Origin of the sequence: uncultured Shewanella sp. (assembly GCF_947491715.1) — a bacterium.
In the GTDB taxonomy this organism is placed as follows: Bacteria; Pseudomonadota; Gammaproteobacteria; order Enterobacterales; family Shewanellaceae; genus Shewanella.
Window position 1 is genome coordinate 50,191 of record NZ_CANLKR010000027.1, and the last position, 21,209, is coordinate 71,399.

Below are 21,209 nucleotides of genomic sequence, written 5' to 3' on the forward strand. Positions count from 1 at the left end.
CAATAACTGGGTAAAATGGCGTAAAATTAGGGTTTATAGTGTACTGAGTAGGTGGAATAAAATGTGTGAGCTGCTGGCCATGAGCGCGAATGTGCCGACTGATATCGTGTTTAGTTTTACAGGGTTGGCGGAAAGAGGGGGGGTCACTGGTCCTCATATTGATGGCTGGGGGATCACTTTTTATGAAGGTAAAGGAAGCCGTTCTTTTAAAGATGCTTGCCCAAGTAGTGAATCGCATATTGCAACTATGATTAAATCGTTTCCGATTAAGAGTGAGTTAGTGATAAGTCATATTCGGCAAGCCAATCGTGGTGGCGTTGCATTAGAAAATACTCACCCTTTTATGCGTGAATTATGGGGAAAATACTGGACCTATGCCCATAATGGTCAGCTTAGTGGTTACGAAGATACCTTATTATCTTCTCGCTTTTTACCTGTGGGAGATACTGATAGTGAACAGGCCTTTTGTTGGATTTTAGATAAGGTATTGGATAAGTTTGGTTATACTCAGCCTGAGAATATGCTTGTTGTTTATCGTTATATAGCGGAGTTAGCGGATCAGATCAGGCAGTTAGGTGTATTTAATATGATTTTAAGTGATGGCGATTTCTTGATGAATTATTGCTCTAACAATTTGTGTTATATCACACGCAAGGCACCATTTGGTAAAGCAAAGCTGATTGATACAGATGTGGTGGTGGATTTTGATAAAGAAACCACGCCTAATGATATCGTGACAGTTATCGCCACTCGGCCGTTAACTCATAATGAGGAGTGGCATATACTCAGCCCAGGGCAATGGACATTGTTTAGGAAAGGTCAAGTGGTGATTGATCAGTCTTCGGCTACTGAAACATAAACTGACTTAAAAAATAATGGTTAATTTAACCCCGTTTAAGACAAGGTGTTCAGACGGGGTTTTATCAAAGGTATGCTTTATTTAAGAAAGGTTAATTTACTTCATTTTTGTGCATTTTCAAGTTGATTTTGATTGCTAAGTGAAGCAGGGCTTGATCTTGTATCCTTCTCATTGTTGTTTTGGGGTAAGAGTTCAGGGCTAAATGTGTAGTTTAATAACTGAATATCAAGTTGCTTGCTGCCTTTTTCAAAGTGAGTCAGCCTGATGGGTAAATATGCCAGTGATGGCGCCATCCAGAAAAAAGTTTGTCTTTTCTTACTGTCCCTAACGACTTCAATTTTTATGGTGTCATAGATGCCACTCACCACTTTGATTTGTTCTCGGCCTATTACCTTAAACTTATAATCATCGACTTCACCTTCTTTGACCATTTTGTATTCGAGATCTTTCGCTCCTTTACTGATATCTAAGCGAAATTGTAATTGTGCCATTAAAGGGTCATAAATCGATTCTTTATAGGGGAGTTTGACTTTCTTATCTTTGTATCGACTGAATATTTCTTGTTTATCTTTTAAAAAGACCGTTTGATCTTGATAATCAGAGCCTGTGCCTTTTCTGTCGTGAGTGTAGCGGATTGGGAGTAAATGGCCATCTTTAACGGTGAACTCACTGAGGATATGACGTTTATCCCAAAGCACGAGCAAACTCACATCACTGTCAAAACGGTACTGATAAATATCCCCTTGTTTTGGCGGTAACTGATAACGAGCTTTGCCAAGTTCAATACTGCCATAATAGACCTGATATTCGGCGGTTTGCGGTGTGAGAGGTGTTATTTCTGCCTGAGTAAATTGGCTGAAAAAAATCACACTGAAGGCAGAGATGAAAGATTTGATTTTTAACAAAGGAACACTCCTTAAAACAATCTCAATATCAGTATGTAAAATACAATATGAGCTTAATAAATTAACAAGGCTAAGCTAGAAAGGCATTGCTAGCACTAATGTGGCCATATCGGGTTTCCATTCAAACTGGCTTAATTTAATTCGTCCATCTTTCACTAACACGCCTTCCATGACTAATCGTTGCATTTGCTCCCTGAAAGCGGGAGTATGTTTTTCAAAGGCAATTTTTCCTTGGCTATTGACGACTCGATGCCAAGGGAGAGTCAAGTTAGAAGGGGCTTGTTTTAAGGCTGTAGACACAAAGCGTGCTCGACCAGGAAGACCCGCATAATCGGCTATCTTGCCATAACTGCTGATCTGCCCTTTAGGGATCATGGCAACAATATGCCAGATTTTTTCTTTGGGGCTGGGTTTAGGGGATAAGGACTGTAATCCATCATCGATATGAGGTAATTGTTCATTTAAACCTGTGCTATCCATCAGACACCTTTTACGTCAATAAATTAGCTTAAATATAGCGTATTTTGCCTCTTTATTGGGGGATTTGTTTGTAAATTTCAACCTTGTGGTGGAAGCGTTGGGTACCATTGGTTGACGCGATAGTTGATTTGCAGTGTTGCTTTTTATGTGCAGTTTGTAATAGCCCAAAATTATTGTGACTTGTAATCATGTGATGTAATAGCTTTGCATTATTGCATAGGAGAACGATATTAATTCCATCGTTTGTATTCTTGCTTAGATGGTGGTTAGACGCCATGCCAATATGGAACCTGAAGTGTTCTTCATTGTTTAATATTAAATTGAATTCAGTGCTTATTTTTGATATCAAGCTTATGTAACACAGAAGGGTAGCCCCAGCCATTTTCGCCTGCTTTGACAGGCTCTTCGGTTAGGTATTCAAATAATGTGGGCGCCAGTGAACCATTCGCTTCGGATACAAGTGGTATTGCATTAGGGCCTATCGGTGTTCCCCAAAATCCAATAAAGGCGTCTTTTTCTAGATAACTTTCGCCAGCATGCCTGCCTGGTACTTTTGTGTTGTAGCCTATGCCTTCTCTGGGGAAAAGATTAATGGTGCCAGCTCTTTCACTGGCATAAAGCTGTGCCAGTTGAACGATGGAATCGGGCCTTGGTGTCCATTGGGTGAGCTCTCGCCACTGTTTTGCATTACACCATGTGCTACTGTCTTGTGGAAGCGCTTGCTGAATACACTGTGCCTGCAATTGTGTAAAGCGTGATAATGCCTGCTCATTGGGCTTAGCTTGGTATGGATTAAGTGATTGCACATTCAGTAGTGTGACAGGATGGATGAATGCGTTTTTATCATTTATTGAACCATAGTAAAAACGCTGATTGTGATTGATGATGATTTCATCATGCCTTTGACCCAATCTATTTCCAATGAGTCTAATTTGGCAGTTATTTTCATTGCAGTTTTTTTCACGCACGACCATATAGTCGAGGGTATCGCCTAAGGCATCTATTGTTTCTGAGACAAAATCGACAGTCATGGCATCTTTAGCATTTATGGGACGCCATTGGATCAACTCTTGATAAACAGGTTGCGTCGCCCAACCTTGTTGTGCGTTAAAGAGATCGATCATGAAGTTTCCGCCGGCTGTGGAGGCGATAATGGCATCACTGTTTTTATTGCTTGAGGGATATAAAGCATTGGTCACTTTGGGTCCTTCACCTTCATCTGATGAGATTTTTTTGATGGCGAGGGGGTAACCCAATTTGGTTTCAAGAGCGGGAAAAATGACCTTTTCTGGGTTCAGTGTGTAATAAACCGGGGCGAGACCATGATCGCCTGCCATTCCCCATAATGTTTGATCATAAACTCCCGCTTGTTGATAGGCTTTTTCTATTTGTGTTATCCAATAATCCAGTCGGTTGAGCTCACCACTGGGCATAATGATTTCGTTACTAAAGGGGCCGACAAAATGAGCAAAGTGATCAGGCCAAGGGTTATAGACCAAAGTAAAGTCTGGGATCCCTTTGGCATCGAGTTTACTGTATTTTTCTATGTCTTGTTCAATTTTCCATTTACGGGTTAATTTGGTATAGAAACTCCACGGTGATATTTGTTGATAAGCCGAAATGTTTTCAATGAGAGTTTGGCGCATTTTATTTAAGGTGGGCTCTACTTTGGCCCGTTCATTTAATTCTTTTAGGCAACGTTTTTCGCCAAAATCACGGCGTTGTTCACCCGCACCTAAGTTAATGAGTCCATCATAACTTGTGTGTGCATTCCAATCATACTGCGCGTTGCAGTTGAGGGTTTTAAGGTGAATTAAACGATCGAACATGGTACGAACACCTTTGGCTTGTAAGAGCTTGTCGAGTTGGAGGGCATCGTTACCAAAGAAATAATAGGCCCTGTCTTTTTCTCTGTCGACAAAGTGAAAATTCGGGATCCCTGTGCCATGTTTACCTGCCACTTTTGCCCCCGTTTTAATGATAGGGAGGTTTCGTACACTGATGGTGGGTGTTGAGGAAATACCGACTTTTGCTATTGAGCTTGCATAGTGCTGATATACCCTTTTAAAAAAGGGTAAATAGTGTGGATCTTGATAGGTTGTCTTTGATAATTTCTGCAAAAAATCAACGTCAGGTTCATGTTGAGGCTTTCCTTGAGCGAGCGGGCTGTTTAATGCTTGTCTATTTTGATATTGCTGATAAGCGTGTGAAATAAAAGGGCTGTTAGGGTTAATGAGTCCTTGTATTAAACCTTGTTGTAATCCATCAACGGTCAACTGTACGGCAATTCGGCGTTTTTGTTGTGACTGTAAAAACGCAATTGCGTGTTCAGGTTCTTGTTTAAATGCGGTTTGCAGCCAGTGATTCAGGCGCTGCTGTTTTTCATCTTGATAAACAAATTGTCGGTAGGCTTTGAGTACGTTTAAACGAACGAAATCAATCAAGGTAATGGTGATTGCTTGGGCTTTATTATTGGGTTTTAACGTGTATTTGGGGTCATTATCTTTGATGATCGCCAGCAGCGCTTGCTTGGTGTCGCCCTCATCCATGTCGAGACTGGCTTGTTTGAGAATACCTATCACTATGGGCTGAATTTTTGCTATTAAAGCTAAATCGTCACTGGAGTGATCTAGGTAAGTATATTGCTCGGGGAGTCGCTCCATATCTTGCCATTCATCAATCTGAACGAGTGCATCATAGACTGTGACGAGTGTCGCGATAAACTGTCTATTGAACTGAAGGCCTTTTTGTTGCCCATGAGAGTGGTTGAGTGCTTTTTTAGCTTGCGATTGCTTGGAGAATTTCAGCAAAGAGTGTTCAAAGCCCACTAATGTCTGTTGGCTATATATTGTCTGTAAATAATGCTTGAATTCATCATTAGGGCTGATATTGGTGTAGCGATCATAAAAATGATAGAGAAAATAGCTTAACGGAATAGAATAATAGGGGTTGGCGAGTTGCCCCATGACCTGTTTTTTTACTTTTCCTTCAAGAGGTAAAGTGAGTAGATAAGCTTCTAATGTCATGCCTCCAATGGTAAATAAGGTCATATCACGAGCAAATTGAGTCGAATAAGAAAGTGATGAAACGATTTGATTTTTCAATATTTCAGTCGAGTTAATCAATCCGCCTATGACGGGAGTATTGCCTATTTCTGCTTGCACTGTATTCGTTGAGGTGAATGCCAGTATGATGAGGCTTGAGAGTTTGAGAGCATGCATGTGAGCTATCCTGTCGATACTCGATTTTTTGTTTGTTGTTACATTGTGGCATATAGCCTTAAGACTGCCATAAAGTGAGTTCGGATAAATGGGGAGAATGTTACGCAGGGGAGGATGAAGGTCTGTCTCGTCAACAAGATTAAAAATTAAGACTTGGGATTAGGGGGATTTTGTTTTTTGTGTTGAGTGGTATCATCGGATGAGGTTTCACTCCTATTTGGCGTTTCATTGGGTGACTTATTATTAACATTCGGTTTTTCTTGGGAATGTTTGTTTAATTTTTTATGAACTTTACCAAATTGAGTGAGTTTAAATTTAGCACTGTATTTGAGTACGACTAAATTACTGGCAATGATCCCAACGATTAAAATAATGATGAGCCATGTTTCTAACGTTGACATGTTTATTCCTTTTACATTGATGACTCATGGTTGAAGGTTAAGATCTCAACGGTGTTTGATGCTGAGATCTTATTTTGCATTAATCGACGGCTAAGCGAGCTTCACAGATGCGAATATCTTCAGGGGTATCCACTTCTGGCGAGTCAAATGCGCTAATAGCGACTTTTATTTTATAGCCATGCTCTAAGGCGCGTAATTGTTCAAGCTTTTCCAGATCTTCTAAACGGCCTAAAGGCAGCTTAGCAAAGGTTGAAACAAATTGTCGAGTATAGGCATAAACACCTAAGTGTTTATAAACGGGATAGTCGCTGGTATCACGACCAAAGGGAATGCGCGCACGAGAAAAGTACAATGCGTTAAAATCATTATCAAACACCATTTTGACATGCTTAGGATCGTTCAGTTCATGTTCTTCGGTGATTTCAAATCCCAGTGTTGCCATACTAAACTCACCTGGATGGCGTTCAAATAAACTAATGATTTGTTCAATAGAAATAGGGTCAATTAATGGTTGATCGCCTTGAAGATTAATCACTAAATCATCATCTTTTAAGCCCAATTGAGCTATGGCATCTTCTATACGATCGGTTCCCGATGCTGCATCGGCACTGGTCATTACAACGTTTCCACCAAAAGACTCAACGGCCGCTTTAATTCTATCATCGTCAGTGGCGACATAGATGTGACTTAATCCTTTGGCGAGAGCAGCGCGTTCATAGACATGTTGGATCATTGGCTTTCCATTTATGGGGGCCAATGGTTTACCTGGAAAACGACTGGAGCCATAGCGTGCAGGGATTAATAAAGTGACATTCATTGATTGTCCTATTTTACAAAATATGAAGGGCTGCAAGCAGCCCAAAGAATATGCTCAATTCCCTTAAAGGATTGAGAACCTTTGATGAGAAGGGTTACATGCGACGATAAAGTGCCGTTAGCATCTCGTCAGTGACTTTTTCTTCCCAGCCATCACCATACACATTATGCCATAAAGGGCCCATACTTTTCGCCACTTTTACCATTTTTTCAATGGTTTCATTCGGTAAGTCTTTGCAAATGCCTTTAGGCAAGGTGACATTATGCTTTTTCAGCATTTGACGGAATTCTGCTACTCCTTCAGGGTAGAAATCTTCCAATACATCAAAAGCAATACAATTACCAATACCGTGATGGTAGCCTAAAACATAACCTAAACCATAAGAGACGGCGTGGCAGGCACCGACTTGGCTGTATGCGATGCTCATGCCCCCCATGAAAGAGGCCATCATGAGTTTATCATCTTTTTCGGGATGATCATCTAAATAAACTTCACGGCACAGTGCGAGGGCTTTTTCACCATATGATTTTGAAAATTCATTTAAAAAAGTGCCTTCGAGTGATTCAATACAGTGGATATAGCAGTCCATCCCAGTGTAAAACCATTGATCGGTGGGCACACCTTGGATCAGTTCAGGATCCATGATGATTTGATCAAATACCGTATAATCAGAATTGAGGCCTAGTTTTCGCTCTGGACCACATAGCACTGCTGTGCGTGAGGCTTCAGCGCCAGTGCCAGAAATGGTGGGGATCCCCACATGATGAACCGCTGGGCGCTCAATGAGATCCCAACCTTGATATTTTGCCGAGCCACCAGGGTTGGTGAGCATCAGAGAGACAGCTTTAGCGATATCTATGGTGGAGCCTCCGCCTAATCCTACGACACTGACAGCTTGCTTTTCGTTAAAGCCTTGAACTTCTTTTGTCAGGTTATCGATTTGCTCGGTAGTAGGCTCATCATCGACATTGACCCAAATAAGCAGATCCTGTGATTTTAATGGAATACGTGCTTCTAGAGGTTTATTTTTGTGAGCATCATCGACTAAAAAGACAACATAGTCATCAGCTTGTTTTCGTTCGGCGTTCAGGACAGTATCAAGCTCTGCAAATGAACCGCGGCCATAGATCATTTTGGGCACGACTTTGAAATTCTTAAAACTCATATCATTGGCTCCATTACATTTTTACTTGTCGAGGCGGGAATAAGGGGGAGGTATTTTCCCCGCTATCTTTATTCTTTAAGGCGTTACGCAAAAGCTTTTTTAATGTTAGCAATACGCTCTTGGATTTGTTCTTCACTCCAAGATAATTTAATGAGCATTGAAATGGTGCGGCTCATAATGGCATCGGATTTAGGCACTGAGACTTTGGTGTAGTCAGGCTTGTCAGCAATTAAAGTAATTGGCAGCGCCGCAGGGGATTTAAGTTCTTGAATATGCTTCCAGTTTGTTAAGTAGTGCCAGTTATTGACATACCAGTAAAAGCATCCATCAACACCATTTTCAGCTAATTTTTGGTTGATCTCTATGGTGCGCGCTTCGGTGGGCAACATAAAGGTTAAAAAGCCTGCTGAATCGCCTTCGGGATCCGGGATTTCGCGAAAACTCACTTCACTAATATCCCCCATGGCTTCTTTAATCAATGCCTTATTGGTACGCTGAATATCAATGATTTTATCCAGTTTACGCAACTGGGCGAGACCCATTGCCGAATTCATTTCTGAGATCCTAAAATTAAGGCCCATAATGGGATGAGATTCCGCTCCGCGGTCATTACCCACATGATCATGACCATGATCGGAGAACATGTGAGCATGATCATAGATACCAGTTTGATTGGTGATCACGGCGCCGCCTTCACCACAAGTGATGGTTTTAACGGAATCAAATGAGTAACAACCGACATCACCGATAGTGCCTAAGGCTTGGCCTTTATAGCTGCCGCCAATAGCTTGACAAGCATCTTCTAAAATCAGCAAATTATGTTTTTCACAAACGGCTTTAATTTCATCCATTTTTGCCATAGAGCCACACATGTGGACTAAGTTAATGGCTTTGGTTCTCGGTGTGATTGCAGCCTCAATGCCTTCAGGTGATAAACATAAGGTTTCATCGATTTCAGCAAAAACAGGGATGGCGCCAGCCATGAACACGGCCTCAACGGAAGCGACAAAAGTAAAAGGGGGCACGATGACTTCATCACCCGCGCCAATGCCAGCAGCGGCCATGGCCGTTTGCAACGCGGCAGTACCGCTTGACACCAGATGCGCATGCTTAACATTCATTTTTTCGCATAGAAGCTGCTCCATTTCTCTGGTTTTCCAACGATCATTGCGCATATGATCGAAGTTATAACGGAAAGTAAAACCATTTTCCATGACGTCTGCGACTTCCTGTTTTTCTTCAGGACCAAATAATTCAAAACCAGGCATGTGGATTTCCTTAGAATGCGTTGTGCTGAGTTAACATTTCAAAATAATGTTCGGATTATAACTGTGATAAGGGAAAAAGAGCGAGTATTCTTCTTCAATATTGGACTAATAGGGATAATTTTATTGGAAGAAAATGAAAAAAAGGGGAGAATGATAAGTAATGATGACATTTTGCTATCATTCATCCTTCAATCGGGCCTTATTCCGTTTAGCCGGAGTGGTTATCTTCGTTAACAGTCACATCTAAGTCTGATAACAAACCATTTTCGATACTGTAAATCCATCCGTGAATGGCCAGTTCTTGCCCGCGGTGCCAAGCATCTTGCACTATGGTGGTGGCAGTGACATTGCCTACTTGCTCAATGACATTGAGTTCGCAGAGGCGATCAAATTGGGCGTTCTCATCTAAACGGGATAAGGTGGCTTTTTGATTTTTGTACAAGCTACGAATAGGATGCAACCAGTTATCGATGAGCCCTAACCTGTCTGAGCCCATTGCGGCTTTGACACCGCCACAACCGTAGTGTCCAACAACCATAATGTGTTTGACTTTGAGCACTTCGACGGCATATTGCAGTACCGATAAACAGTTTATATCACTGTGCATCACCATGTTGGCGATATTGCGGTGAACAAAGACTTCACCGGGCATTAAATCAATGATTTGATTCGAAGGCACACGGCTATCGCTGCAGCCTATCCATAAATATTCTGGGTGTTGTTGAATGGCTAATTGCTCAAAAAATTGGGGATCTTCTTTAACGATACGATCGGCCCAGCGGCGGTTATTATCAAATAAAGGCTTAAGTAGCTTCATTGTATTTCACTCTTTATATTAATCTTGTCATCATTTTAGCATTCTTTATTTTAAAGCTGGTCTATACAGTTTAATCAAGTCGGCTGCTTTTTTATTATTCAGGTGGTGGCGCAACACGTAATACATACTCTTGCACTAATGGTTTAAGCCGAGGCAGTAATGCTTGTTTTAATTGAATATTACTTTGTTTAATCATGTGGGTTAGATGTTCAAGTTCAAATTGCGCCAGCAAGTCTTTGGCAATGGGGTAATAGCTCAAATGCCATGGCTCTGGGCTTACTCCACTTAATCCGGCTTGATAAGGACGATAAAAACCGTAGTCTTTTGCATGGGCGTCTAGCCATTTCGAAAGGGAATGACAAGGCCCGGTTTCATGATACTCACTGTCAATAAGCTGTAATTGTTTTGCTGTTATTGCCAAGCTATCAAACACATCTAAATCCGTTCCCCAGTGATGGCGAGATGTGCCTGGAAGAGCCGACCAAAGGAGAATTAAATCAATTAGCTCGTTATCTGTCTTACCTTGGATATTGACGACGTGATTCCTATGATCTAAAAGTGGCCGTCTTCCCTTTGCCTTTTGATCCCAAATGGCTTGCTGAGCATGGAAATCTCGAAAAGTAGAGCAAGGGGTGATGTGAATGCCATCACGCTTAGCGGCTTTTTGCATGCGCATGAAAGCTGCTAAGGTGTTGGCTTCTAAGAGCCCGTTGCCAAAGGGTTTAAGGTGTTCTTGGCTCAGGCCAAGGAGAACCTTATGTGATCTTAGCACAAGAGATTTTCCAAAATCTTTTCATAACATAAGGCGAGCTGTTCAAGATCGTCGATATTAACACTTTCATTAACCTTATGAATGGTGGCATTAACCGGGCCTAATTCAATGACTTGAGCCCCCGTTGGTGCAATAAATCTGCCATCAGATGTGCCACCACTGGTTTGTGGATCGGTGTCAATTCCCGTGGTTTGTTTGATGGCATCTCGAGTAGCATCAAGTAGTGGTCCGTTGTCAGTTAAAAAGGGCAGGCCATTAAAAATCCAATCGATGTCATAATCAAGCTGATGTTTATCCAATAATGCGATGACGCGTTCAATTAATTTTTCAGCTGTGACTTCCGTTGAATAACGAAAGTTAAACATGACGTTGAGATCCCCAGGGATCACATTTGATGCACCGGTTCCGCCGTTGATATTTGCAATTTGAAAACTGGTTGGCGGAAAGAAATCATTGCCTTGGTCCCAAACAATATTGCTTAGTTCAGTCAGTGCGGGAGCGGCTTTATGGATTGGATTCTCTGCAAGGTGAGGGTAGGCGACATGACCTTGTATCCCTTTGACGACTAAATTTCCTGTTAAACTGCCACGGCGACCGTTTTTGACAATATCGCCCAATTTGTGGGTTGATGAAGGTTCACCGACTAATGACCAAGTAATTTTTTCATTACGTGCTTCTAGGGTATCGATAACACGGGTAGTGCCATTGATAAAAGGGCCTTCTTCATCACTGGTGATTAAAAAAGCAATAGAGCCTTTATGGTCGGGGTGTTTAGCCACAAAACGTTCAGTAGCGACCACCATGGCGGCCAATGAGCCTTTCATATCAGCAGCGCCGCGGCCATAGAGATAATTATCGATGACTGTAGGTTCGAAAGGTGGGGTATGCCAGCGATTCAAATCGCCTGTAGGCACAACATCGGTATGGCCTGCAAAACAAAAAACAGGCGCTTGATTGCCACGGCGAGCCCACATATTGGTGGTATCTTCAAAGATCATTGACTCAATATTAAAATTGCATGTTTTAAGTCTATCGCCTATTAGTTGCTGACAGCCTTCGTCTAAGGGAGTGACCGAAGGACGAGCAATTAATGTTTTCGCTAGGGCTAAGACTTCACGTTGTGAGGCTAAATCTTGTGGATGACTCATAGGTTAAACCAAGCCTTATAGTCTGCTTCTTTAAACCCAAGTAAAATCTTGTCTTGTCCAAGTAAGATAGGGCGTTTAATGAGGGTGGGAGTGGCCAACATGAGGTCGATAGCTTTTTGCTGATCGATGTCCTGTTTATCCGCTTCAGGTAATCCGCGAAAACTGGTACTACGCTTATTTAATAACAGGTTCCAGTCGATGAGGTTAGTCCAATGTTCAAGTTGTTCGCGGGTTAAACCATCTTGCCTAAAATCATGGAATGGTACGGTTAATGTGTTTGCATCGATAAATTTACGGGCTTTTCGTACCGTATCACAATTTTTAATGCCAAATAATGTCAAGGTAGTGACTCCAAAATAGTAAAGATAATGCCGTTATGGTATGACCTATTGTGGCATTCTCATATGACGGACTCAAGAGTAAAACCTGCGTATTACAAGTTAAGGGTTAGAGTATGGCTGAAAATATCACATCTTTTCCTGCTTCTATTTGCCCATGGCGTTTTTCTAACCCTTGGATATCTTCCATATTGGCTAACAATACTGGAGTGAGGACACTGTCGGCATGTTGTTTAAGGTAGGCTAAATCAAATGTGATAATCGGATCGCCGCTTTTGACTTCTTGGCCTTCTTCGGCCAAACGTTTAAAGCCCGCGCCTCTGAGTTCTACTGTGCCGATCCCAAAATGAACAAAAATTTCTAATCCGTGGGGAGACTCAATACTAAAAGCGTGATTAGTTTCAAAAATCTTTCCTATTACTCCATCAATAGGCGATAATATCGTGTCTCCTTTAGGATCGATTGCAATCCCATTGCCAACAATTTTTTCAGAAAAAACCGGATCGGGTACGGTTTCGATGTCAACGATTTTCCCCGATATTGGGGCGTATATATCCACATTACCAGTGCGTGTGGTTTGCCCGGACACTAATCGCTTAATTCGGCTTAAAAATCCCATACATTACCTCTTAGCAACTTGGCTTGTTTGGTCTCTCCAAGTGATCTGAATTTTTTCAGGTACACTGGTGGGGAAGATCGTTCTTGTTCTTGTTATTTTTTCATTGTTATTATTGTAGTCAGTTGAGACTATCATTATCTATTTTCATGTGCCATGACAAAATAACATCAGCGTTAGTCGGTACTCTAGTATTTCACTATTGTATTTTTATTGTTGGATAATACAGACTGCAAACACCAATATATTAACATTTATTCAAACTTTTTTGCGTTCTTAAAAATAGTTTAATCTCTCAAACGGGCTTGGTTATGAATATAGTCATGCAGGGATTTGATGGTGTTCATACTGAGGGATTCTTGGGCCAAAGACTGACAAGCTTGATAGCTTATTTTACTCAGTGCAGATTTAACCTCTAATATAGCTGGAAGGTTGACACTTAATTCATCCACCCCCATGCCGATGAGCAATGGGGCAATACGGGGATCGCTGGCTAATTCACCACAAAGACTAACAGGCGTTTGTTGGGCGTGGGCTGTTGAAAGGATCAGGCGAATGAAACTCAATATGGCAGGCGATAATGAAGGGTAGTCTTTGGTTAATTGAGGGTTACCTCTGTCGGCAGCCATAGCATATTGCGTTAAGTCATTGGTTCCAATGCTAATAAAATCTAATTTAGGTAACATAGAGGCTAAATTCATCACTGCAGCGGGGGTTTCAACGACAATACCGATACTTAATTGTCCAAAATTAGTATGATTTTTCTTCATCTGTGCTTTACATTTTTTTATTATTTCCAATAACTTATTGAGCTCTTCTATTTGATTTATCATGGGAAACATGAGACGAACTGGCCCATATTGAGCGGCTCTCAATACGGCACGAATTTGTGGGTACAGTAAGTTTGAGTGAGCCAAGGTGTAGCGGATCCCTCTTAGCCCTAGAGCTGGATTGTCCTCGGCAGTATTATTGAGAAAAGGCAGTGATTTTTCTGCACCAATGTCTAAGGTGCGAATGGTTAATATTTTACCCTTTAATAAGTGGACGATGTCACTATAGAGTCGGTATTGTTTATCTTCATTGGGCACACTTTGCGTGTTCATTAGCATAAACTCGGTTCGAAAGAGTCCTATGCCTTCCACATCCATTTCATTCATGTGTGTTGTTTCATTAATGGAGCCCATATTGATAAATAAGGGAATGTGATAACCCTCTTTTGTTTGTGTTTTTCTGTGTTTAAATTTGAGTAGTTGTTTTTTCTGTTTGTGGTTGTCTTGTTGTAGTTGTTTAAGCCTGTTTACTGTGCTCTTTCTGGGAGCCGTATAAAGTTTACCTGTTAATGCATCGAGTGCTAGAGGTTGTTGGTTGGTGATGTTGGCTTGTTCAAAAGGACAATCAAATAGCGCGGGGATCCCTGCATTTCGAGCAAGAATCGCGGTGTGGCTGGTTATTCCGCCTGTTTTGAGCACTAATGCGGTAATATATTTGAGGGGTAACATTGAAAATTCAGCTGGCGTAATATCGCTGGCCAGTAAGATCGTGGGTCGGTCAATTTTACTCAGTTCTATGCTATGTGCACCATTGATTTGATCGATCAGACGACGGGCTAATGACAGAATATCTTGAGATCGGTTTGCAAGGTAATGATTATCTAATGCATTCATTTCGGCAGCTTGATAGGAAAAAATACGCTCTACTGCGACGGCTGCGCAAAGTTGAAACCGCTCTATTTCACTGCAAATGCTATGGATTAATTCTTCGTCGTCCAATAAGAGTAAATCTGCTTCAATTAACTTGTAGTTTTCAGATTGGCTTGAAAGGCGATTTAAATGCTGTATTAATTGATTTTTCTTATCATTGATGATGCTAATTAGGTTTGCTTTTTCTTGTTCGACTTTATCGAGTGGCAATAAGTGGTAATCGTGCCTTTCAGGGTGTAAATGTAAATGTAAGGCTTCACCAAAGGCAATGCCTGGAGAAACTACGATACCAGATAGAGGCATAACTGAACTCCTAGTTAAGCTTTAAAAGTAGGTTAGCAATATCCGTGACGGCTAATTGGGCATTTTCTCCCTCAGTGATCACTGTTACTTGCGCTCCTTGATATAAACCTAATGTTTGTAATTTAAATAAACTCTTTGCGCTTGCTTGTTTTCCTTGGCACTCAATGAAGATATCGCATGCATAACTTTTTGCTTGCTTAACCAATAAAGCCGCTGGACGAGTATGCAGTCCATGTTGGGCTGAAATGATCACAGATTTTGAGTATTGCATGATTAAGGCCTTTTTTCTCAATGCATAGGAGCTAGCATACGATATAACGAGCAGATTGATAATTGCTTTATGGTGTCAATGATTCATAACTGGGTTATTTAGATGTTGCGAGTATGGCGTTTTCTTCATTATTAACGAGGGCTTGTGCATTAATAATGTGATAGTTGTTTTTTTCAATGAACTTAGGGTATGTTTAAAATCATGGCTTTTGACTAAGATATAATCTGTTTCAAAGGTCGAAATAGCCAAAATACTGATTTCTTCTTTGGCTAAAATTCCAGACACTTTGGATAACAATCCGGTCATCGAAAAGCCTAACGGACCAATCACTTCTAGGCAGCGCCAGTCTGGCTCCGAATCTTGGCTATTAATGGAGAGGCACTCTGGCGTAACAATGGATATTTCATCCTTTGTTTTTCCGATGAAATAAATATCTTGTGCAAAGACTTTTTCTGGAATGGACTTATTTGGATCAAGGCTATGAATACAAAAGGTTTCTTCATGTATTGCTAATGTCATTTTTGGCATTGTAATGATATAACCTCATGTTTATGAATGGGGTGAATTGAACATGTTCAAATCTTGGTGTCTCGTATATCCAGTATCAATAATAGCACTCGTATTGCATGCATAGGTTAAAGAGAGAGGAATCGTTTGTTTTTTATAATGAAGTCCTTATTTTTTTTCGTTAGTATAACGGTTAATAATAAGATGAAGATCAGCTGTTAACCATTGGAATGGATTATGATACTAAGCACGCCCGTTGTTACTTCTCAGGATATTTTACTTAAATTATGTCATTCTGTATCACATATATTGTCGAGGACGACAAGCACGGCTATCACGCATGCTGGCATGGTGCAAACCATTACTCGTACGTGTTTAAAGCCAGATTTAGGTTGTTTTTCTATTTTTGATGGTGGATTCTCAGGATTAGTGGTCATTAATTTTTCCTCATCCTCTGCCATCGAGATTTATCGGGCTTATATGATGCAAATGGGCATGCCAGAGTCTGATTTGGCTTTTTCTCACACTCAAGATGAGGTGGCGAATGTAATGGGTGAATTGATGAATCAAATTATTGGTGATTTTACCAATAAAGTCAGTCAGGAGTTACAATCATCTATTAGCCAAAGTCAGCCTAAAATGCTCACGATTAGCAAAGAAATTACCTTATCGGTCGACACGAACTTAACCGAAGCGGTCAGCCGTCGAGTGGCTTTTAAAACCGAAGGTAATCATAGTTTTTACCTTGAATTTGCCATGGATAAAACGGAATTTATTTCACTTAACACTATCAAGGATGACAAAGAGCAAGATCCTGATAAGTTGTTGGAAGTGCATGGCACGCAAAAAGTTGAAGCCCGTGAGCAGGTTAAAGTGACAAATAATCAGTCATCGACTAAAGTCGATGAAGCAGATGCACTATTAAATTCGTTGGGCTTATAACCATCCCTTACCTCATTTATACCCGTGATACTTGAAGATGCATGTTTTCAGAGCCTGTAAAAGTGCCTAATTCAAGGCGTATTATTGCAAGAATGCTTATTGCCTTTTAAGGTGATGCAACGCAGAAGTAGGTGATTTTACAGGCTCCCAAAGGGCTGGTTTAAAAGCCTTTTATACTGCGTTATTGAACATCAGCTTAGAATGACTAGGCACGCTGTTCAAAGCCTTGCCTAAAAGGCTTTTGCATCTTCAAGTATCACGGGTATAAGCCAATTGAACAGAGAAGGGAGATTGTGTGTCTGATTTTCTCTCTTCTTTTATTGGCAAGTTTGGCCATTTGAGGTGGGATTGACTTGCGTATTGCTCACTTTACTCCTATGATCCCTCGGTTTTTTCTCTACGGTAGCCTAACATGTTAAATGCTTCACTTTCTCCCCATTCTAATCAATTGGTGATCGATATCCTTGATCTTGTTTTAACGCAAGGAAAACCACTGGATCGTGCTTATTCTTTGCAATTTTCAGGGGTGACGCTGCAACCTTCAGAGCAAGGGCGGATCACCTATGTGGTAGGGGATATTTTAAGGAGGCTTAATTTATACTGTTATCTATCCGATGTTAAAACAGATGAAGTGGCCAGATTAGGGACAAGACTGTTAAATACTTGGCACGTTTTTCATCAATTACCCTTGCCTAAAATGCAATACTCCTTACCCATTGATGAAGCGGAATTAGCGAAACGAGTCGCAATAGCCAAAGAAAATCAGGCGTTATGGGATGGTTGTCCTGAATGGCTAGACTCCTTAGGTGCTGCTCAGCTAGGAGATAAATGGCCACAAGAGCGTGCGGCATTATATCAAGCGGCGAAACGTTTTTTACGGACAAATACCCTGAAAACCGATAAAACAACATTGCGTAAAGTCCTTGCTAAAGAGCGGGTGGACACCTTGGAAGTCGAGGGCGTTAACACTGCGCTTGAAGTGACATCTGATTCAGCCCTTTTTAGAACTGATGCGTTTAAATCAGGCTTATTTGAACAGCAAGATGCAGGGTCGCAATTAGTTGCAGCAGCATTAGATGCTAAACCTGGTATGCGAGTGATTGACGCCTGTGCGGGGGCTGGCGGTAAAACACTGTCTATTGCGGCTCAAATGCAAGGTAAAGGCCGTTTACTTGCCATGGATGTTGAGCAATGGAAGCTGGATAATTTAAAGCAAAGGGCTAGACGAGCTGGGGCTCACAATGTCGAAACCCGTATCATTGCCAGCAGTAAAACCATTAAGCGGCTTAAATTAACGGCCGATAGGGTGTTACTTGATGTGCCTTGCTCTGGCTTAGGTGTGTTAAAACGTAATCCTGATACTAAGTGGCGAGATGCGGCAGAGCGTTTACCTGTTCTTGTTGCGCTGCAAAAGCATATCTTGCAAAGCTACAGTCGAATGGTGAAAGTGGAGGGGATTTTGGTTTACGCCACATGCTCCATTATGCCAGAAGAAAATCGTGGGCAAGTGGATGCATTTCTTGCCAAGAACCCTCACTTTGAGTTGATTGAAGATGAAACGATTAGTCCTGCAGAAACAGGTTTTGATGGTTTTTATTTAGCGAAACTTAAACGTGTGGCCGAGGCTTAGTTTGATGTTGATAGCGTTTTTTAACAGCCGCTATCGACGCCATGTTAAGTCAAAGACAAGGCGATATTGATTGAATGTTGTGCAGTCAATAATGGAGTGATTGTTCATCTTATACCATCGCTAACTTTTTGTTAGCAATGCAGCTAAAAAGGAGGTTTGAGTGTGACTTTGGAGGATGCCAATTCTATTACTCTTGGATTTTACCTACGAGCAACACGGGGGCGGCGTCTAAATCATCTGCATTCATCATACTGGCAATACGTTCAATGGATGAAAGTAGTTGGCTTTGCTCCCACTCATCCAGGTTTTGGTATCGCTTGATAAAGTGATCTTGTAAAGGTTTAGGGGCGTCATCAAGAATAGCTTGACCGCTGTCACTTAAATATAAATGCACTTTTCGTTTATCGCTTTCACTGCGCTGTCTGTTGACTAAACCGCGGCTTTCTAAGCGATTAATGATGGTGGTGACCGTTGCTGCACTCAAGGTAATTTCTTGTGCAACTTGTTTGGCAAGGGGGGCATCAAGTTGTGCAATTTTTTGCATGACCATGAGTTGTGGACCCGTTAATCCCGATTGCTTATTAAGCTGGCGAGAATGGAGATCAATGGCGCGAATAACGCGTCGTAGCGAGATGAGTAATTGTTCGTATTTTTCCATCATAACTCCTACTTAATTGAGGGTCGCAGCATACTTGAAAATGAGTTTTTTTGAAATATCAATTTTTAGATTTTTAATCTAACGAAAAGTGAATATCGATGCATTTTTATCTTTTAAGATATTGATGAACTGCCGATATTCACTTTATTGATTGCTGACTGTTACTTTAGTGCGATTGGCTTCACATTAAAAGTCGAACGTTCTGGCAACAGAGACCACAAAACGTGCATCAGCGGTATCAACGTTCATGCTGGTATCTTCAGCTGAAACGGTTAAGTCAAATGACTTAATATTAGTCATATAGGCAATACGGTAATGGTTATAGGCACGGTTTTCATCCCAAGCCCATTTCTGAATATCGCCAGAGGTTGAACGATCGAAGCTAAAGCGAATATCATGGCCTTCAGCGAGGGTAAAGGTATGAGCTATCATGCCAATGTAATGACTGCCACTGTATCCAAAATAATCCCAAGTATACCAAAAGTTTAGTTCACTGTGACCTATTGATGAGTCATAACCAAATTTAGTGTAAAGCTCAGGGTAGTTGTAGTCGCTCGAAGCGTCATCACCATGGTAAGTATAATAGGCAAGACCTGCGTCTAAACTGAACTTGTCAGTGAGCTGAAAATAGTTTCCAGCATAGGCATCAAGTTCTAACCAAGTGTCGTCACCACTGCCAAAATCCACATTTGAGGTGAAGGCGCCAACGTACCAGCCAGCATCTGCCGCATAATCAAGGCTGGCTTGTAAGGCAGGGTTATTTTGAGTTTGGCTCACACCGTTAAACATATAGTCAGACGTTGCAGTAACGGTTGAAGACAGCGCTGCATAAGCACTTGAGGTTGATGCTAATAAGGCTGTGGTTGAAAGCATTAAAAGCGTTTTACTTATTGTTGTTTTTAGGTTGTTTGTCATTTTATTTTTATCATCTATTTTGAGTGGAAATAATGTCATGCCGACAGTTCAATACAGGTTCGTTATCCTGTATTGAACTGAACACTTAATTTTTATAATTACTTTTTATGATTAATTGTTATTATTGTTTTTTATTAATTTGTTGTTAGTGGCTTACGAATACTAAGGCCTTTAGTGTAATGCTGGTGGAGCATATAAAGGGTGCAACTGAAAAACAGTGCAATATTTAAGGCGCCAATCCATTCAATTTCTAAGAAATTAAGTTGGAACAATAACGTGAGCCCTGACATTAGAACTAGGTTGGCAATAAAGTATTTCCATTTACCTAAACGTTCAACGGTGAGGTTTAAGTTATCGGTATATAAGCGGATCAAAGAATCGAGAGAGTTGATCACAAAAGTAATGCCGACAACCACCATGGCAAGATTATAAAAACCAGTGGTATCTAGGCCATGAGTACTGTAGTAGTAAAGCACGGTAAACCAAATCGCAATGGGGATAGACGGGAATATCATCATGGCGCCCAATACTTGATAGGCTTTTAACCCACCGACAAAGCGTGAGGTAAATTGACCAATCATGATACTCCAAGCAAACCACCAAAGTAGATAAAATTCATGGTAATCATTAAGTGGTAATACGAAATGGTTCAGGTTAGTAAAATAGCCGCCAATTAAACCAAAGGTGCTAAAGAACTCTCCAACACTGGATTCTGGCGATAAAAATGCACCTGCCCACATGATGGCAATTAAGCTTAAAAACAACCAAGTACTGCCTAAACTTAAAATACGCACATACTTAAGACTGATACTGGAATAAACGGCTGCAGCAATCACGGCAAAGACAATTAAATAGAATGTCGCAACGATAGTACTGCCATCGCCTACTTCAGGTAAATACCAAGGTAGGTTTGATAATAATAAATACGCGGTAAAGGCACAGGTACCAATAATAACGACATTATTAATAAATTTAACCCAAGCTATTTCAAAGAATTTCACTTTAGGCTCAATGACACAAAAATAGAAGCAAGTGAGAAAGTAAAATCCCCAAATCAGGCATCCCCAAAAGCCAAATTCAATGGCCAGTGGATTCGTAAAACCGTATTCCGGGCTGGCTGCCACATCTGCGTACCCAGCAAACTCAGTGAGTGGGAACATGATTAAGCCCACATCTAAGCCCGATGTGAATAAGATCGCAATAAAAGTGAAGGTGCTAACGGGGTTCGTGCCGACACATTTTACATTGCCCCAGCGATATAGCACAAAAACAATGGCGATGAGGGTAAAAATAATGCCCATTGATAACCAAAGCGTCATTTTAGCCTCCTTTTTTGGACAAGTTGAAGTAATATCAAGTGTGATCCTTTGTTTGTTATTAATTAGTGGTCATTCAATATCAAATGATATCCTTCTATACCCAAACGACCTGACTGCATAATTTAAGGTCGCTTGGGTATAGAAGTGAGTTAACCTT

General features: G+C 41.0%; 21 protein-coding genes. 3 read left to right on the forward strand and 18 right to left on the reverse strand.

Going from position 1 to position 21,209, the window contains the following annotated elements; translation table 11 throughout:
• Window positions 1-61: 61 nt before the first annotated feature.
• Window positions 62-859 (forward strand): class II glutamine amidotransferase, encoded by a 798-nt coding sequence (locus tag Q0779_RS17000; protein ID WP_298774352.1) that lies wholly within the window; start codon window positions 62-64, stop codon window positions 857-859.
• 101 nt (window positions 860-960) lie between these two features.
• Here the strand turns inward: Q0779_RS17000 and Q0779_RS17005 are convergent, their stop codons facing one another.
• The 15 genes from Q0779_RS17005 to Q0779_RS17075 form a co-directional block, all read right to left on the reverse strand.
• The gene (locus tag Q0779_RS17005) at window positions 961-1,743 is read right to left on the reverse strand and encodes a DUF3108 domain-containing protein (RefSeq protein ID WP_298774392.1); all 783 of its coding nucleotides are present in this window, start codon (window positions 1,741-1,743) and stop codon (window positions 961-963) included.
• 96 nt (window positions 1,744-1,839) lie between these two features.
• Window positions 1,840-2,244, reverse strand: a complete 405-nt coding sequence (locus Q0779_RS17010; RefSeq protein WP_298774353.1) for an MGMT family protein — start codon at window positions 2,242-2,244, stop codon at window positions 1,840-1,842.
• Between the two features lie 326 nt (window positions 2,245-2,570).
• Complete coding sequence (locus Q0779_RS17015; protein ID WP_298774355.1) at window positions 2,571-5,465, reverse strand: alkaline phosphatase family protein; 2,895 nt, start codon at window positions 5,463-5,465, stop codon at window positions 2,571-2,573.
• Between the two features lie 146 nt (window positions 5,466-5,611).
• The gene (locus Q0779_RS17020; protein WP_298774357.1) at window positions 5,612-5,866 is read right to left on the reverse strand and encodes a DUF2897 family protein; all 255 of its coding nucleotides are present in this window, start codon (window positions 5,864-5,866) and stop codon (window positions 5,612-5,614) included.
• Window positions 5,867-5,945: 79 nt separating this feature from the next.
• On the reverse strand, window positions 5,946-6,683 hold the full coding sequence (gene kdsB / locus Q0779_RS17025; protein ID WP_298774359.1) for an 8-amino-3,8-dideoxy-manno-octulosonate cytidylyltransferase KdsB: 738 nt from the start codon (window positions 6,681-6,683) through the stop codon (window positions 5,946-5,948).
• Between the two features lie 94 nt (window positions 6,684-6,777).
• Complete coding sequence (gene kdnB, locus Q0779_RS17030; RefSeq protein WP_298774360.1) at window positions 6,778-7,848, reverse strand: 3-deoxy-alpha-D-manno-octulosonate 8-oxidase KdnB; 1,071 nt, start codon at window positions 7,846-7,848, stop codon at window positions 6,778-6,780.
• Window positions 7,849-7,931: 83 nt separating this feature from the next.
• Window positions 7,932-9,116, reverse strand: coding sequence for an 8-amino-3,8-dideoxy-alpha-D-manno-octulosonate transaminase KdnA (gene kdnA, locus Q0779_RS17035; protein ID WP_298774362.1), 1,185 nt, complete (start codon window positions 9,114-9,116; stop codon window positions 7,932-7,934).
• 208 nt (window positions 9,117-9,324) lie between these two features.
• Window positions 9,325-9,933: a carbonate dehydratase gene (can, locus tag Q0779_RS17040; protein ID WP_298774363.1), complete on the reverse strand. Its 609-nt coding sequence runs from the start codon at window positions 9,931-9,933 to the stop codon at window positions 9,325-9,327.
• A 94-nt stretch (window positions 9,934-10,027) separates the two neighbouring features.
• Window positions 10,028-10,705 carry a M15 family metallopeptidase gene (locus tag Q0779_RS17045; protein WP_298774364.1) on the reverse strand — a complete coding sequence of 226 codons (678 nt, stop codon included), beginning with the start codon at window positions 10,703-10,705 and terminating at the stop codon, window positions 10,028-10,030.
• Entirely contained in the window at window positions 10,699-11,853 is a 1,155-nt protein-coding gene (dapE, locus tag Q0779_RS17050; protein ID WP_298774365.1) for a succinyl-diaminopimelate desuccinylase, read from the reverse strand. The genes Q0779_RS17045 and dapE overlap by 7 nt, the downstream gene beginning before the upstream one ends.
• The gene (locus Q0779_RS17055) at window positions 11,850-12,194 is read right to left on the reverse strand and encodes an arsenate reductase (protein ID WP_298774367.1); all 345 of its coding nucleotides are present in this window, start codon (window positions 12,192-12,194) and stop codon (window positions 11,850-11,852) included. Before Q0779_RS17055 ends, dapE begins: the two co-directional genes overlap by 4 nt.
• Window positions 12,195-12,300: 106 nt before the next feature.
• Window positions 12,301-12,810, reverse strand: coding sequence for a PTS glucose transporter subunit IIA (crr, locus tag Q0779_RS17060; protein WP_298774370.1), 510 nt, complete (start codon window positions 12,808-12,810; stop codon window positions 12,301-12,303).
• Window positions 12,811-13,094: 284 nt separating this feature from the next.
• Window positions 13,095-14,810 (reverse strand): phosphoenolpyruvate--protein phosphotransferase, encoded by a 1,716-nt coding sequence (gene ptsP / locus Q0779_RS17065; protein WP_298774372.1) that lies wholly within the window; start codon window positions 14,808-14,810, stop codon window positions 13,095-13,097.
• A 10-nt stretch (window positions 14,811-14,820) separates the two neighbouring features.
• On the reverse strand, window positions 14,821-15,081 hold the full coding sequence (locus tag Q0779_RS17070; RefSeq protein ID WP_298774374.1) for an HPr family phosphocarrier protein: 261 nt from the start codon (window positions 15,079-15,081) through the stop codon (window positions 14,821-14,823).
• Between the two features lie 75 nt (window positions 15,082-15,156).
• Complete coding sequence (locus Q0779_RS17075; protein WP_298774375.1) at window positions 15,157-15,609, reverse strand: ACT domain-containing protein; 453 nt, start codon at window positions 15,607-15,609, stop codon at window positions 15,157-15,159.
• 219 nt (window positions 15,610-15,828) lie between these two features.
• On the opposite strand from Q0779_RS17075, the gene Q0779_RS17080 reads away from it, so the two are divergent.
• Together Q0779_RS17080 and Q0779_RS17085 are read left to right on the forward strand one after the other, a co-directional pair.
• A complete protein-coding gene (locus tag Q0779_RS17080) occupies window positions 15,829-16,530 on the forward strand; it encodes a DUF3334 family protein (protein ID WP_298774394.1) in 702 nt (233 codons plus the stop codon).
• A 412-nt stretch (window positions 16,531-16,942) separates the two neighbouring features.
• The gene (locus tag Q0779_RS17085; RefSeq protein WP_298774377.1) at window positions 16,943-18,160 is read left to right on the forward strand and encodes an RsmB/NOP family class I SAM-dependent RNA methyltransferase; all 1,218 of its coding nucleotides are present in this window, start codon (window positions 16,943-16,945) and stop codon (window positions 18,158-18,160) included.
• Window positions 18,161-18,347: 187 nt separating this feature from the next.
• Here the strand turns inward: Q0779_RS17085 and Q0779_RS17090 are convergent, their stop codons facing one another.
• From Q0779_RS17090 to Q0779_RS17100, 3 genes are all read right to left on the reverse strand, one after another.
• Window positions 18,348-18,818: a MarR family transcriptional regulator gene (locus tag Q0779_RS17090; RefSeq protein WP_298774378.1), complete on the reverse strand. Its 471-nt coding sequence runs from the start codon at window positions 18,816-18,818 to the stop codon at window positions 18,348-18,350.
• Window positions 18,819-19,004: 186 nt separating this feature from the next.
• Complete coding sequence (locus Q0779_RS17095; protein WP_298774396.1) at window positions 19,005-19,733, reverse strand: TorF family putative porin; 729 nt, start codon at window positions 19,731-19,733, stop codon at window positions 19,005-19,007.
• A gap of 134 nt (window positions 19,734-19,867) precedes the next feature.
• Complete coding sequence (locus Q0779_RS17100) at window positions 19,868-21,052, reverse strand: BCCT family transporter (protein WP_298774379.1); 1,185 nt, start codon at window positions 21,050-21,052, stop codon at window positions 19,868-19,870.
• Window positions 21,053-21,209 lie beyond the last annotated feature (157 nt).